Origin of the sequence: Halomonas sp. DP8Y7-3 (assembly GCF_019801675.1) — a bacterium.
Classification (GTDB): Bacteria; Pseudomonadota; Gammaproteobacteria; order Pseudomonadales; family Halomonadaceae; genus Halomonas; species Halomonas litopenaei_A.
In genome coordinates this window covers 198,343-213,064 of record NZ_JAHVIO010000003.1, presented here as the reverse complement: position 1 = coordinate 213,064, position 14,722 = coordinate 198,343, and the positions used below count along the sequence as shown (strand labels likewise).

Genomic DNA, 14,722 nt, shown 5'->3' with positions numbered 1-14,722 from the left:
GAATGATCTTTCAAAGACCTTTAGGGTATTGCACTTTTCTGCGCCTCAACGGTGAAAGATGGCATGCTTTCACCCAGCGTGGCTGCGGCAGGGAAAGCCGCAGCCCCGAGGCCTAGCTTCCAGCATTGGACGATGAACGCCGACGCCAACGACCGCATGACGTCGACCTTCATCGTTCGAGCGCCTGGGAGCCAACACGTCACCTGAAAAGGCATCCCGTACCCATGAGCGATAACCGATCCGTCAAGATCAAGGTTCGCGGGCTGAGCAAGGTCTTCGGCGACCAGCCAAAGAAGGCGCTCAAGCTTCGCGACGAGGGACTCAAGCGTCCCGACATCCTCGAGAAAACCGGCCAGACGCTGGGCCTGTCGAACATCGACTTCGACGTCCATGAAGGTGAGCTGCTGGTCATCATGGGCCTGTCCGGCTCCGGCAAGTCCACCTTGATTCGCTGTCTGAACCGGCTGATCGAGCCGACCGAAGGCGAGATCGTCATCGATGGCGAAGATATCCCCCAGCTGTCCGACAAGGCGCTGCTGGAATGCCGTCGCAGGCACTTTTCGATGGTGTTTCAGAACTTTGCTCTGTTTCCCCATCGCACGGTGCAGCAAAACGCCGAATTCGGCCTCGAGATTCGCGGCATCGACGCGGATTCCCGAGCCAAGACGGCCCGCGACGCCCTCTCCCAGGTTGGCCTCAAGGGCTGGGAGGATGCCTATCCCAATCAGCTGTCCGGGGGTATGCAGCAGCGGGTGGGCCTGGCCAGGGCGCTGGCCAACGACGCCAGCGTGCTGCTGATGGACGAGGCCTTCTCGGCGCTGGATCCGTTGATTCGCAAGGACATGCAGCAAGAGTTGCTGGAGCTTCAGCACCGCATGAAGAAGACCACCGTGTTCATCACCCATGACCTGGATGAGGCGCTGAACATCGGTGATCGCATCGTGCTGCTCAAGGACGGTGAAGTGGTGCAGATCGGCACGCCCGAGGAAATCCTGACCAAGCCCGCCGACGACTACGTGGAACGCTTTATTGAAGGCGTCGACATGTCGCGGGTATTGACGGCATCCAGCGCCATGCGTCCGGTACGTGCCACCGCGCGAGAAGATGACGGTCCGCGTACGGCGCTGCGCAAGATGAAAGAAAACGCCATGGACTCGATCTACGTCACCAGCCGAGACCGCAAGCTGATGGGGCTGGTCGAGGCAGACGCTGCCAATACGGCCATTCAAGCCGGTCAGGATCGTCTCGATAATGTACTCACGCAGGACTTCCGCACGGTGGGCCCCGACGAGCCGTTGCACAATCTCTTCGCCCTGTTCAACGAGAAGAGCTTCCCGATCGCCGTGATCGACGACGAACGACGCCTGCTGGGCGTCGTCGTCAAGGGCGCGGTACTGGATGAACTGGCACAGGCAGGAGATCAATAATGGCGATCGAGATTCCTCGCATTCCCCTCGGAGACTGGATCGAGACTGGGCTGAACTGGCTGACCACAGAGTATTCTGGTGTCACCCGTGGCATCTCGCGATTCACCCAGACCGGTATTGATGGTCTCAACGATGCACTGATGTGGCTTCCCGACTGGGCTCTGCTGGTGATCATCGCAGGCCTGTGCTGGAAACTGGCCAGCCCGCGACTTGCCATCGGTGCGGTGATTGGCCTGGGACTCATCTGGGACCTGGGCCTCTGGGATCCGATGATCGAGACCCTGACGCTGGTGGTGATCGCCACCCTGGTCGCCGTGATCATCGCACTGCCCGTGGGCATCGCCGCAGCGCTATCAGACAGGCTGTACCGAGCGATCATGCCGATTCTGGACTTCATGCAGACGATGCCGGCCTTCGTCTACCTGATTCCGGCTATCCCCTTCTTCGGCATCGGCTCGGTGTCCGCGATCTTTGCCACGGTCATCTTCTCGATGCCCCCGGCGATCCGTTTCACCACTCTGGGTATCCGCCAGGTGCCGGTGGAGCTGATCGAAGCCGCGGACGCCTATGGCGCCACCCGAGGCCAGAAGCTGTTCAAGGTTCAGCTGCCGCTGTCCCTGCCGACCGTGATGGCCGGCATCAACCAGACCATCATGCTGGCCCTGTCCATGGTCGTCATTGCGGCCATGATCGGCGCCGACGGTCTGGGTAGCGAAGTCTGGCGCGCGATCCAGCGCCTGCGCCCGGGTGACGGCTTCGAGGCTGGCATCGCCGTGGTCATTCTGGCGATGTTGCTCGACCGTCTGACCCAGTCACTGCGCAAGGAACGCAAGCAGTAAGGGCTGGCAGCGACGGATGGGGCACGGCCGTTGACGCCCGCGCGCCCCATCCATTTGCAAGATGCCACCGCCTGCTTCAGGCTTTAACAGCTTGGAAACACGGCTGATGGAACCTGTTTCACTCATCGCAAGGAGAGTCACCGCATGTCACTGAAGGCAACCCGTACCCTCGGCCTGGCGCTGGCCGTCAGCGCCGTCGCCACTGGCGTGAACGCTCAGGACAAGGGCTCCGTGCACCTGGCCTACGTGGAGTGGTCCTCCACTGTCGCCTCTACCAACGTGGTTCGTGCCGTACTGGAACAGGCCGGCTACGAGGTCGAAACGTCCGCTTTGTCCGCCGCCGCCATGTGGCAGTCCGTCGCCAGCGGCGACGCTGATGCACTGCTGGCCGGCTGGCTGCCGACCACCCATGAGGACTACTACGCTCGCCTCAAGGACCAACTGGTCGATGCAGGGGTCAACCTCGACGGCACCAAGCTCGGCCTGGTGGTCCCGGCGGACGCGGATATCAGTTCCATTGACGAGCTGAACGACCACGCTGACGAATTCAATGGCGAGATCATTGGTATCGATCCCGGCGCGGGCCTGATGCGTCTGACCGAGGAAGTGGTCGATGCCTATGATCTCGATCTGGACCTGCGCACCGGCAGCGGCGCCACGATGACGGCGGCGCTGGGCAGTGCCATCGACCGCGGCGAGCCCATCGTGGTGACCTCCTGGACACCGCACTGGATGTTCGCCCGCTGGGATCTCAAGTATCTCGACGACCCGCAGGGCGTCTACGGTGGTGCCGAGCAGATTCACACCATCGTTCGCCAGGGGCTCGAGGACGACATGCCGGAGGCCTACTCGATTCTCGAAAACTTCGAGTGGACCCCGGAAATGATGGGCGAAGTCATGCTGATGAATCAGGAAGACGACGCCGACCCCTATGAAAATGCCAAGCAGTGGGTCGAGAACCATCCGGACGTCGTCAAGGAGTGGCTGGGCGAAGCCTGAGCCCACTTTACCGTGTTGCGTCACTCCGACGCGGCCGTTTTCAGGGGTGCCCCAGGGCGCCCCTGCTGTCGTTGATGTCCTCCACGCTGTCGTCGCGGGAACGCTCTACAGCCGCGGAATGTGACATGCTTGTGGCAGCATTGGCAGCGCGTCCTCGGCCCCTGCCGTTGAAGATGCCGCTGGCAAGCGCCTTCAGACAGGCCACACTTCAGGCAGGCACGGCCAACAGACTGGCACAACAAACGAGCAACGAGTGACAGCAGCATGGCTTGACGGCAGCAACACTTTGCACCTCATCTTCAAACGCAAGGGAGATCGCACGTGGAAACAGACCCTAACCACAAGCCCTCGAGCGCCGATACCGGCAGCGAGGGGGTACCGGCCCCGGACGGGCCCGCCAATCTGATCGATACCGATTACGTCATCGGTCAGGACAATATCGTCACCAAATCCTTCGGCGTGGACGTCGACCTGCACGGCAAGGTCTTCTCCGTCTCGTCGCTGCTGATTCTGGTGTTCGTTATCCTGACCCTGGCCTTCCAGACCAGCGCCGAGCCGTTCTTCAACGGCATCCGCGGTTGGCTGACCAGCAACCTGTCGTGGGTCTTCCTGCTAGGCGGCAACGTCTTCGTGCTGCTGTCGCTGGGGCTGATCTTCACCCCTCTGGGCAAGGTCCGTATCGGTGGTGCTCACGCGACACCTGACTACAGTTACATGGGCTGGTTCGCCATGCTGTTCGCCGCCGGCATGGGCATCGGCCTGATGTTCTACGGCGTGTCCGAGCCGATGTCGCACTTCTCGACGGCGCTGGGTGGCACGACCGTCGGTGACAACGGTATTCGCACTGACTGGGCGCCTCTTGGCGGCGCCGCTGGCGATGAACAGGCCGCCGTCAATCTGGGCATGGCCGCTACCATCTTCCACTGGGGGCTCCACCCCTGGGCAGCCTACGCCATTGTCGGCCTGTCGCTGGCCATCTTTTCGTTCAACAAGGGCCTGCCGCTGACCATGCGCTCCGTGTTCTACCCGATTCTGGGTGAACGCGTGTGGGGCTGGCCTGGACACCTGATCGACATCCTGGCGGTGTTCGCCACCTTGTTCGGTCTGGCGACCTCGCTGGGTCTCGGTGCCTCCCAGGCAGCCGCCGGCCTCAACGAGCTGTTTGGCACACCGAACACCGACACCACCATGGTGCTGCTGATTGTCGCGATCACTGGCGTGGCGCTCTGCTCCATCATGCTGGGCGTCGACAAGGGCGTACAGCGTCTGTCCCAGGTCAACATGGTGCTGGCGTTCCTGCTGCTGGCCTTCGTGATCATCGTTGGCCCGACCCTGGCGATTGCCACCGGCTTCTTCTCCAACCTGGGCCACTACCTGGCTGAACTGCCAGCACTGTCCAACCCCTTCGGCCGTGAAGACGCCAACTTCGTGCAGGGCTGGACTGCCTTCTACTGGGCCTGGTGGATCTCCTGGTCACCGTTCGTCGGCATGTTCATCGCCCGTGTCAGCCGTGGCCGCACCGTGCGCGAGTTCCTGACGGCCGTGCTGCTGGTACCGACCCTGGTCTCGGTGCTGTGGATGACGTCGTTCGGCGGCACCGCCATCGAGCAGTACATCACCGATGGCTTCCAGGGTGTGCAGGATGCCGCACTGGAGCTGAAGCTGTTCGCCATGTTGGGCGAGCTGCCGCTGGCGTCGATCACGTCGTTCATCGGCATCGTGCTGGTCATCGTGTTCTTCGTGACCTCGTCCGACTCCGGCTCTCTGGTCATTGACTCGATCACCGCAGGTGGCAAGGTCGATGCCCCCAAGCCGCAGCGCGTGTTCTGGGCACTGATCGAAGGCGCCATTGCCATTGCCCTGCTGCTGGGTGGTGGCCTGACAGCACTGCAGGCGGCAGCCGTGTCGACCGGTCTGCCGTTCACGCTGGTGCTGCTGGTGGCCAGTTACGCCATCATCAAGGGCCTGATGAGCGAGCCCAAGGCCGTCTGATTCGGCCTGACAGCTTCGCATCATCTACCGTCGGCGGCCTTGTGGCCGCCGATGGTCGTTATGGCCGCCTGAAAAGCAGCACCCTCCTGCCGGATAAGCCTCTGCTAAGGTTTGTCGTCTAGGGTGACGGGCATCCGTTGATGGAGCCCTGTCATGTCCAAGCTGACGTTGCTTAAGCGATCCCTGTCTAAGCACTCCCTGTCCAAGCTACCCCTGCCCCATTTGACACCATTGACCACGGTGATGCTGGCGGCAGCGTTGCTGATCATCGTGCGCGTGGCGTCTACCCCGTTGATGCCCATCGACGAGACCCGCTATCTGGGTGTTGCCTGGGAAATGTGGCAGCGCCACCTTTGGCTGGTACCCCAGCTCAATGGCGAGCCCTATGCCCACAAGCCGCCCCTGCTGTTCTGGGTCATTCATCTGGCCTGGGCGATCTTCGGCACCGACGACCCGGTCGGGCGCCTTGCGGTGCCCTTGGTAGGTCTGCTGAGCTATCCCCTGCTGGCGGCCATTGTTCGCGTCGGATTCCCGCAAAGCGTCGCACAGGCGCGCTGGGCTCCCGGGCTACTGCTGGGCATGACGCTCTGGTCGGTCTTCTTGCCGCTATCGATGTTCGACATTCTGCTGACTACCTGCCTGCTGCTGGCAGTGCTCGGCCTGGTCGGCCTAGCGCGATACGGGGGGACAGGTTGGGTAGTGATGAGCGGCGTGGGGCTGGGACTCGGATTGCTGGCCAAGGGGCCGGTGATACTGCTGTATTGGCTGCCGCTGGCGCTGGGAATGGGCTGGTGGTCGCCGCGCTCACTTGGCGCCAGCGCGATGGCACTCTGTGGCGCTGGGACAATCGGCCTGGCCATGGGCCTGGCCTGGGCCTTGCCCGCGGCACAGGCCGGTGGAGCCGACTATGCCCATGACATCCTGTGGGGCCAGTTTGCCGGCAGGGTCAGTCATTCCTTTGCCCACGCCCGCCCCTGGTACTGGTACCTGCCGCTAATCCCGCTGGCGCTGTTTCCCTGGTCGATGACATCGTTGTGGTGGCGTCCCCGACTGACGTCCCGACTGGCCCGCCTGGCTCTGCTCGGCGTGCTGCCAGCGGTCCTTGTACTGAGCCTGATCAGCGGCAAGCAGGCGCACTACCTGATCCCGACACTGCCCTTCGCTGCGCTGTGGATCAGCCTGGGCTTGCCTAACAAGGGTCAGCCACTGCTGGCAAGCCACGGCAGATGGCTACGACAGATGCCATGGCTGGCAGTCCCGCTGCTGCTGGTCATGCCGGAGCTTTTGCAGACACTGGGAGGCGTTGCGCCTGTTCACAATGGCTATCGCGCGCTGGCGCTGGTTCCCCTGCTGCTGGCCATGATCGCTGCTCCTCAACGCTCTTCGCGCCTGGCCCTGCTGGTGTGGCCGGTCACCCTGACCTGCCTGCTGGTCAGCACCAGTCCACTGCTGACGCAGCGATATGATCTTTCGCCGCTGGCCCTGCGGCTCCATCAGCTCGAGACCAGCGATGCCCCCCTTGCCTATGCCGGGCGCTACGCGGACCAGTTCCAGTATCTTGGCCGGCTGGAACGGCCATTGATCGAACTGGCCGATGACGAGGTGGATCGCTGGTGGGCAGCCCATCCAGACGGTCTCGTCGTCACCAGTGATGACCAACTGCCGCTACCCGAGAATGCCACCGCCGTCCTCTATCAACCCTATCGAGGAAAAACCTATCGCCTGCTGAAGCTGGCACCGGACGAACGCTCAGCCAGCGAGACTGAGGCTAACCCTCCGCTGCTATCTGGCAGGAGGAGCAAGGCTCAGCTCCAGAGCATTCCGATGGGCGTTTCCGGAGCGTAGTTGCCGGCGACCTGGGCCTGCAGCAGCTCGGCCGTGGCGATGGCATCGGTCAAGGCATGATGTCCGTGGTAGTGAGGCAGGCCATAGCGCACCCGGCTGTCATGCAGGCGGATGGAGGCCGGCGGCCGCCCCATCCAGCGTCGAAAGCGCGCCATCAGTGATTGCCGATGGATTCTCGCCTCCAGGGACATGGTGTCGATGACCGGAAAACTCAGAGTCTCCTGCCACTTAGCCTGCACGGCAGCCTGCAGAAAGGCCCTTTCGATGTGGCGATAGTGCACCACCAGCAGGTGCCCGGCCATCGCCTCGAAGACCTCCTCGAGCACCTCTTCGATGCGCGGTGCTCCCTGGATATCGGCGTGGGTGATGTGATGGAAGGTGACCGATTCGGCCTTGAGCGTGCGGTGCGGCCTGACCACCCAGTAGCGTCGCTCCGACAGACGAATCCGTGACAGTGAGAACGGTACCAGGCCAATCGACACGATCTCGTCTCGCTTGGGGTCCAGCCCAGTGGTTTCCAGATCCAGGGCCATCAGCGGGGCCTCCTGCACGGGCAGGATCGGGGACAGGTCCGCACCAGCAAAGAAGTCCACCAGGGCACGCTGACGACTCTGCTGGCGCCGGGCCACCAGGTAGTCATGCCAGTCAGGGGCCGAGCGTGTCTTGGGTCGAAGGAGTGGCATGGCCGCCTACCTGTGCGTCATCGGGTAGCGAAACTTGAGAAACTTCTGGGCATTGCTGAGCGCCTGGAAGGCATCCTTCAGGTGATGGCGCTCTTCGCTGGACACGTTTTCGGGCTCGATGTTGTTATCCGGCTGCTGCTCATGCTCGAGATCGATGACCTGATGGCGAATCCGCGACATCGACAGAAACTCCAGCGCGTAGCGCAGCCGGTCACTGACGCCTGGCGCCAGCAGCTGAGTGCGGTCGATGTCATCGAGTCGATCGAAGCTGTTCTGGGCACGGGACCCACAGGCCAGGGCATGGATACGAATCAGATCGACCATGGGAGCGGTGCCCCGGCGCTTCAAGTTGATCGAGTTGTTGTGCTTGCCGTCCTTCTCCATCACAAACGTCCGAAAGAAGCCAAGTGGCGGCGTACGGTTGAGGGCATTGCGCGCCATGGCGGCCAGGAAGCGCTTGTGCTGTGATGCCTTGGTAGCCACCAGGTCCTGCAAGGCTTCCACCAGCGGGTTGTCGCCATGCACGGTATCCAGGTCGAAGAAGATGGAGCTGTGCAACAGCCCCTCCGGCGAGGGCTGCTCGATCCACTGCGTGAAATAGCGCTTCCATACCGCCAAGGGCTGACGCCACTTGGGATTGGTGGCCATCACGTCGCCCTTGCAGTAGGTGTACCCGCAGGCGGCAAGGCCATCACTGACGCGTTTGGCCATGGTGGCGAAGTACTCGTCATGTAGCGCCGGGTCGAAGTCGTCGGAGAGAACCAGGGCGTTATCCTGGTCGGTGACAATGCTCTGCTCGTTGCGCGCCATGGAACCCAGCGCCATGAAGCAGTAAGGAACCGGTGGCGGCCCCAACTCCTCTTCCGCCATTTCCAAAAGGCGCCGGGTAAAGCTGCGACCGATGGTCGACAGCGCCTTGCCCACCATCTGCGAGTCGGCGCCATCATGCACCATCCGCACGAACGCTGCCTGCACGTCGGGGGCCAGCTTGGCCAGACTCTCCACCGATGGCTGGTGAAAGATATTGCTCACCAGATATAGGCTGCTCTGGGTCTCGTAGCGAATGATATCGGACAGATGCACGATGCCCACCGGTGAGCGCCGATGCATGACCGGCAGATGATGGATGTTGTTACGCAACATGCACAGCATCGCTTCCTGCACCGACTCATCGGACTGTATCGCGATCAGCCGACGACCCGCCACCTCCCCTACCGGGGTATCCGGTGACAGCCCCTCGGCGACCACCTTGGTACGAAAATCGCTGTCGGTGAGGATCCCGGTCACTTGCCAGTAGGTGCCCTCGCTGTCCTTGAAGGTATAGCGGGGATTGTCCCCGGGCTTGTCCAGCACCAGCACGGCGGACGCCTGGAAATCGCTGATCTGGCGGGCCGCGTGTTGCACCGTTGCACGGGCCTCCACCATCACGGGATAGCGGGTCAGCAGCTTGCGGATCCGCGTCACCATCATGTCGTTGTTCTTGCGCTGGCTTTCGACCGCCGTCTCGAGCCGGGGGCGATCCACCTCGACAAAGTCAGAGAAGGCTTCATCGGCCTCGCACAGCCGATGGAACATGGCCTCGGGAATGAAGTAGATCAGACTGTCTTCCAGCGCCTTGGCGGGAAAGCGAACTCTGCTGTGGCGCAACAGGCTGAAATGGCCAAAGATATCGCCCTCGCCAAGCAGGTTGTAAAGCTCACCGTTGCGGCGCGAGACCTCCACCGCGCCACTGCGGATGTAGCAGAACTCCTCGTGCACCGCATCGAGCTCGAGAATCGTCGAGCCCGCCTTGAAATAGCTGACCTGTACCTGGCTCGCCACCTCATCCAGCAGCTCATCCGTGAGGCCATCAAAGGGCGGGAAGCGCCCCATGTGCTGGCTGATTTCCAACAGTTCCGCTTCCATGGTGTCCTCCGCGCGGTGCCGGTACAGGCGCGCTACATGCTCGGCGCCCTCATGCAGAAAGGATGCGGGCCATGGCAATGGCTGTAAAGCGTTTGCTCACTCGGCGGGAGGATGCAGCCGTGGGTCCAGGGCGAAGGGCTCGATCACGACGATCTCGACGCCCTCCTGGCCCGTCAGCGGATTCATCACGATATTGCGACTATGGCGGGAGACCGTCGAAGGCACTGTGATGAAGGGATAGCGAGACAGCAGCTCATCGCCATAGCATTGCTGACCAAGGCTAGGCGATCCAGGAACCAACCAGTTGGGGTTGGGCAAGTCCTCGGGCACTACCTCAAACACGCTGTCAGGATCGGTGATACGCACGCACAACAACATATGGGGGATGGTATCCAGCGCCTTGAAACCCTTATGCACCGCGACTTCGAGAATCGCCGTTGATGGGTCGCAGGCCCCATATACCGCCGCTCGCCCCTTGGTATTCCAGCGTCCGCCAGCCAGCTTTGCACCGACACCACTGCTCCAGCTCGCCATATGCCGCTCTCGTTCAAGCCGCCACAGCAGCAGATCCTTGCCAGCGGATGTCACGTGTACACTCCCTGATCCAGGCGGGTAAGAAGGTCGTCCACCAGCTCGTACCCCACCTGGGTGGTGAGAAGATCTATCGGCTTGCGCCCCTCAAGCCCCAAGGCCGGTGTTCCCATCCAACGCTCTGCTTCAGCAGCATCGCCCAACACATCTTCCGCCCTGGTAAGCACCTCGGCGAAACGCCAGGCACGACTACTCTGCTCAGTGTTAAGCGGCTCCGGCGACTTGATCCGACGATAAAGCGTGCGTTCGGACATACCGATCAGCTTGACGGCCATTGCCCTATCACTAAGCAGGTCAACTGATTCGACAAATCGCAATACATCGCGAGACGGCAAGCCCTTCTCGATCATCTCGTGAATGTACAGGGCCGTCGTTGCCTCGGGTGCAGGCTTGCCCAGCAGGCGCTCCAGCGTGCGTTGCAACAAACTCGTCTTGGCATCGAGGGCACATTCGGCAACCTTCATCATCAGCCTCATTGACAGCCATCTGTCAAAATAATAGTGCCATCTGGCAAAAGTGTCGAGAGACCTGAGCTTGACGGAAAGAAGGTCCGCTGATCCGGATAGTCAGCAGGGCGCGTTCGCCAGTTCGCCTGGCGTGATCCCCATGGGCAACCGACCAGGTCGGTGCCATCTCCTGAACGCGCTTCATCATGTCAGGACTTCACGGAATGGCCAGACCCCTGTCATGGAACGTCTCTACCCCGAGCCCACCGCAATACCAGCGTGCGCTGCACACTGGCCAGAGTATGGCGAGTATGGCGGATATAGCGCAGGCAGCGTGAAGCATGACGGATGCCTATCAAGTGTTTCGATCACAGCGTGTTTTCTTCACCGCACTGACATGAATAACGCAGGGCGTGACACGAGCAGAGTTCTCACTTGCAGCACATGCAAGCGGCTCGACATCAAGAACCTGACATAGTTCCCAGCACAGCTCTTACTGCAGCTCCCAACACCGCTTTTATCTACCCAGGACAATTCGTAAGTCTAAAGCGTTACCTCGTCTGGTACAGCGAGCGCTTTCCTCAGGCAGTCCTTAAAAAAACAAGTGAAAAGCCGAAATACGTAAAAAGGTCATTATGGTGAATCATCTCATATACAAGCAGTTCGTGTAGAAACAGAAGCAAATGCCTTTTCCATAGAGGAATGTCAATTTTTCATCCGAAACCGCCATGCATTTTTATTGCAAACAAGAACGCGCTATTAAAAAATATTAATCGACAACACCTCTAGCAGCTCCGCGAAAAAACGCATCGCGTATAAGCGGAAGTTAAATTCCTATCCAGAAGGCATCAGCATGACACCTTTAGAGTTTGCGAAAGAGAACGCCAGATACACCATTGATCTACGTCAGCATTTCCACGAAAACCCAGAACTGAGCCAGCAGGAATTTAAAACGGCAGAGCGTATTTGTCATGAGCTCGACAAATTAAACATCTCCTATGAAAAGGAGGTGTGTGGTACTGGAATACTGGCAACCATTGAAGGTCAACCTGGGGATGTCGTTCTTGGCCTTCGTGCAGACATTGATGCACTGCCAGTCACGGAAGCCTCTGGCGTCTCATTTTCCTCAAAAAACCAAGGGGTGATGCATGCATGCGGCCACGACGGCCATATCGCCATGCTACTGACTGCTGCCAAGTTCCTGTCGGAGAACAGAGACACGTTCAAAGGAACAGCCAAACTTATCTTCCAGCCTGATGAAGAGCTTGAGGGCGCCGCTCAGAAGATCGTGGCCGAAAGAAGCGATTTTTTTGAAGATATGACTGCCATTGCTGGACTACATGTGTGGCCAGATATTCCCGTCGGCACCATCTCTGTCGATAGCGGTCCGCGCATGGCAGAAGCCGACTTCTTCGATATCACAATCGTAGGAAGCAGCGGCCATGGATCCATGCCTCACCAGACCATCGACCCTGTATTGATTTCAGCGCATGTCATTACCAGCCTTCAGAGTATCTGCAGCAGACAGGTTGATCCCTTCCTTCCCACCGTGGTCAGCGTGTGCGCGGTCAATGGCGGAGTCGCTCACAACGCTATTCCCGATACCGTCCACCTCAAGGGCACATGTCGCTACTTCTCCAATGACACGAGAGACACCATAAAGCAGCGTATTGAAACCATCGTGCAGGGTGTTACCTCATCGTTCGGCGCAACCTACGAGATTGAATACCTCTATGGAGCACCATTCGTCGAGAATGACGAACACTTTTCATCGCTGGCACAGCAGTCCGTCATCAATACACTTGGAGCGTCCGCACTTGTCTCAGTCGCGCCCTCCATGGCGGGTGAAGACTTCTCGGAATATCTCCAGAAAGTTCCGGGGTGCTTTGGCTTCATCGGCATCGGAAAAGGTGAGGGACAGTATCCGCTACACCATTCGAAATTCGATATGCAAGAAGCCGGCCTGATCAACGGCGTGGCGTTTCTTGTCGATTATGCTTCTTCTCTCCTCAAGTAAATCCATCTGCAGAGAATACCCATGAACTCAAGGCTATTTAAGTATCTACAGATACTGGCGCTATCATCGGCCGGGGCGACCATCTATCTCATTCCCTACATCAGGTATGTATTCTACGATTACCAGATTGCGGCGATGGATATCAGCAATCAGCAAATTGGCCTACTGACCACTATCTATACGGTGGGCACCACCCTGCTGATGATCCCTGGGGGTATTCTGGCAGATAAGAGCTCCACCAAGCGCTGTATTATTTTATCGCTACTCTCGACGTCAATACTGACCTTCATCTACGCCTTCAACATGGGCTATGGCATCAGTCTGGCCATCTGGTTCCTGCTATCGTTCTCTACCGTGTTTGTTTTCTGGGGTGCCCTCATGAAAACGATTCGCCTGATCGGGGGAGAAAAAGAACAAGGGTTCATGTATGGACTTTACTACATGGGCAACGGACTCTTCGGCGCGGCCATCAATGGCATTGCTGTGTGGGTACTAGGCTTCTCGGACGACATGTCGCAGCAATTCTTCTACGTTGTCATGATTTACGGCATCAGTACCACGATTGCAGCAGCCGTCGTCTGGTTCCTCATCAAGGAGGATCGCGAGGCGTCCCGCAACCTTGTTACCAATAACTTTGATAGCTCGCAGATCGTGGTCCTGCTCAAGAGCCCAGTGCTCTGGATCTTCTCGGTCATTATCTTTGCCGCCTTCATGATTTTCTCCAGCAACGTCTACTTTACGCCTTATCTGACCGACATCTATGGGGTCTCTCCTGAGCAGTCTGGCATTCTTACCATCTTCAGAACCTACGTATTCTATATACTCGCTCCCGTCAGTGGTCTTATCGCCGACAAGGTGTTCAAGTCGACCAGCCGCTGGTTCGTGGTACTTTTCGCGATCCTTGCCCTGCTCTACACCGGCGTGATCTACATGCCAGAAAATGCCAGTTCGACCATGGTCAGCCTCTATTCCCTGCTGCCAGGCATCTTCAGCTTGTCGCTCTACGGCATCGTGTTCTCCATCGCCAGTGAAACCAAGATCCCGGCATCTCTGATGGCTACCGCTGCAGGCATTGCTTCGGTGATTGGGTTCTCTCCCGACCTGTTCTCAGCGACGCTTTTCGGCCACTGGCTAGATCTGGACAAGGCGCTTGGCTACCACAATATCTTCCTCACCCTGGCCTTGGTCAGCGTGCTGGGAATGATTGCGTCATTCACCATCAGCGCCAGAGCAAGAAAGCTGGCCCTCCAGGTCAGCCACTGACGTAAGGCTGCCCCCAAAACGAAGACGCCCCCTCCGGCGGAAAGCCGGAGGGGGCGTCTTTATGGACAGTCACCTATCAGGACTGCGCCATCTCCTGAACGCGCTTCATCATGTCAGGATTCTGCTGAATGGCCTGGCCGATGGCATTGAACTTCTCCACCTCGAGCCCGCTTTGCTGTACGGCCTCGACCATCTTCTGGTTGGCCTCGGTGCGCACATCCTGCTGGGCCTGCTGGTCCTCGGCCTCTTGCAGGCGCTGGGTGTAATCCTGAGAAATCGTGGCGATCTCCTTGGACGCATCGGCAAACTTCTGCAGTTCGGCGTCAGAGAAGTTCTGTGCCTGTACTGCTGCTTCCACGTCGGCGCTGGACGATGCCTGTGCGCTGGCGTCTTGAGCGTGGGCCGTGGCGCTCATCAGACCGGCGGAGAGCAGTGCGGCAGTAATCAGGGCAGTGAATCGTTGCATGAAGTCCTCCAGGAGGTCATTGAGAATTCGTCAATCGCTCGCCCATTGTGACGACACACGTTCGCATCGGTTCCCCACGATCGTGTTACGGAATGCAAGCCAGCTGTCTCCAGCGAGCGACATCAGCGTGAAGAGCTGACCCCATGGTACGCCAACGCTGCGTCAGGTGAAGTGCAGAATAGCGGACACTTCTCGCGGTTTCTGTCACTACGTGGTGGGGGCAGCGACTCAGCCGTGCCGGCGCGGATG

The 14,722-nt window shown here is 59.6% G+C and carries 12 protein-coding genes; 7 read left to right on the top strand and 5 right to left on the bottom strand.

The genetic code is table 11. The features are described 5' to 3' along the window. Positions 1 to 224 precede the first annotated feature (224 nt). The 5 genes from KUV86_RS03295 (at position 225) to KUV86_RS03275 (ending at position 7,102) form a co-directional block, all read left to right on the top strand. The gene (locus tag KUV86_RS03295) at positions 225 to 1,427 is read left to right on the top strand and encodes a glycine betaine/L-proline ABC transporter ATP-binding protein (protein WP_222483537.1); all 1,203 of its coding nucleotides are present in this window, start codon (positions 225 to 227) and stop codon (positions 1,425 to 1,427) included. Between the two features lie 5 nt (positions 1,428 to 1,432). Then, positions 1,433 to 2,266 (top strand): proline/glycine betaine ABC transporter permease, encoded by an 834-nt coding sequence (locus KUV86_RS03290; RefSeq protein ID WP_308126719.1) that lies wholly within the window; start codon positions 1,433 to 1,435, stop codon positions 2,264 to 2,266. 144 nt (positions 2,267 to 2,410) lie between these two features. Further along, positions 2,411 to 3,265, top strand: a complete 855-nt coding sequence (locus KUV86_RS03285; protein ID WP_206939683.1) for a glycine betaine ABC transporter substrate-binding protein — start codon at positions 2,411 to 2,413, stop codon at positions 3,263 to 3,265. Between the two features lie 321 nt (positions 3,266 to 3,586). Further along, entirely contained in the window at positions 3,587 to 5,257 is a 1,671-nt protein-coding gene (locus tag KUV86_RS03280; protein ID WP_206939685.1) for a BCCT family transporter, read from the top strand. A gap of 153 nt (positions 5,258 to 5,410) precedes the next feature. After that, entirely contained in the window at positions 5,411 to 7,102 is a 1,692-nt protein-coding gene (locus KUV86_RS03275) for an ArnT family glycosyltransferase (RefSeq protein ID WP_222483536.1), read from the top strand. Here the strand turns inward: KUV86_RS03275 and KUV86_RS03270 are convergent. The 4 genes from KUV86_RS03270 to KUV86_RS03255 form a co-directional block, all read right to left on the bottom strand. Further along, positions 7,063 to 7,785 carry a 3'-5' exonuclease gene (locus KUV86_RS03270; RefSeq protein WP_206939689.1) on the bottom strand — a complete coding sequence of 241 codons (723 nt, stop codon included), beginning with the start codon at positions 7,783 to 7,785 and terminating at the stop codon, positions 7,063 to 7,065. The genes KUV86_RS03275 and KUV86_RS03270 overlap by 40 nt on opposite strands. 6 nt (positions 7,786 to 7,791) lie before the next feature. Next, positions 7,792 to 9,690 (bottom strand): DUF294 nucleotidyltransferase-like domain-containing protein, encoded by a 1,899-nt coding sequence (locus KUV86_RS03265; protein ID WP_206939691.1) that lies wholly within the window; start codon positions 9,688 to 9,690, stop codon positions 7,792 to 7,794. Between the two features lie 96 nt (positions 9,691 to 9,786). Next, on the bottom strand, positions 9,787 to 10,278 hold the full coding sequence (locus tag KUV86_RS03260) for an RES family NAD+ phosphorylase (RefSeq protein WP_224908085.1): 492 nt from the start codon (positions 10,276 to 10,278) through the stop codon (positions 9,787 to 9,789). Next, positions 10,275 to 10,748, bottom strand: a complete 474-nt coding sequence (locus KUV86_RS03255; RefSeq protein WP_242520694.1) for an antitoxin Xre/MbcA/ParS toxin-binding domain-containing protein — start codon at positions 10,746 to 10,748, stop codon at positions 10,275 to 10,277. Before KUV86_RS03255 ends, KUV86_RS03260 begins: the two co-directional genes overlap by 4 nt. 832 nt (positions 10,749 to 11,580) lie before the next feature. Between KUV86_RS03255 and KUV86_RS03250 the strand changes: the two genes are divergently transcribed. After that, positions 11,581 to 12,744, top strand: coding sequence for a M20 family metallopeptidase (locus KUV86_RS03250; protein WP_206939693.1), 1,164 nt, complete (start codon positions 11,581 to 11,583; stop codon positions 12,742 to 12,744). A gap of 21 nt (positions 12,745 to 12,765) precedes the next feature. Further along, positions 12,766 to 14,007, top strand: a complete 1,242-nt coding sequence (locus KUV86_RS03245) for an MFS transporter (RefSeq protein WP_206939695.1) — start codon at positions 12,766 to 12,768, stop codon at positions 14,005 to 14,007. Positions 14,008 to 14,083: 76 nt separating this feature from the next. Here the strand turns inward: KUV86_RS03245 and KUV86_RS03240 are convergent, their stop codons facing one another. Next, positions 14,084 to 14,473 (bottom strand): DUF4168 domain-containing protein, encoded by a 390-nt coding sequence (locus tag KUV86_RS03240; protein WP_206939697.1) that lies wholly within the window; start codon positions 14,471 to 14,473, stop codon positions 14,084 to 14,086. Positions 14,474 to 14,722: the final 249 nt, after the last annotated feature.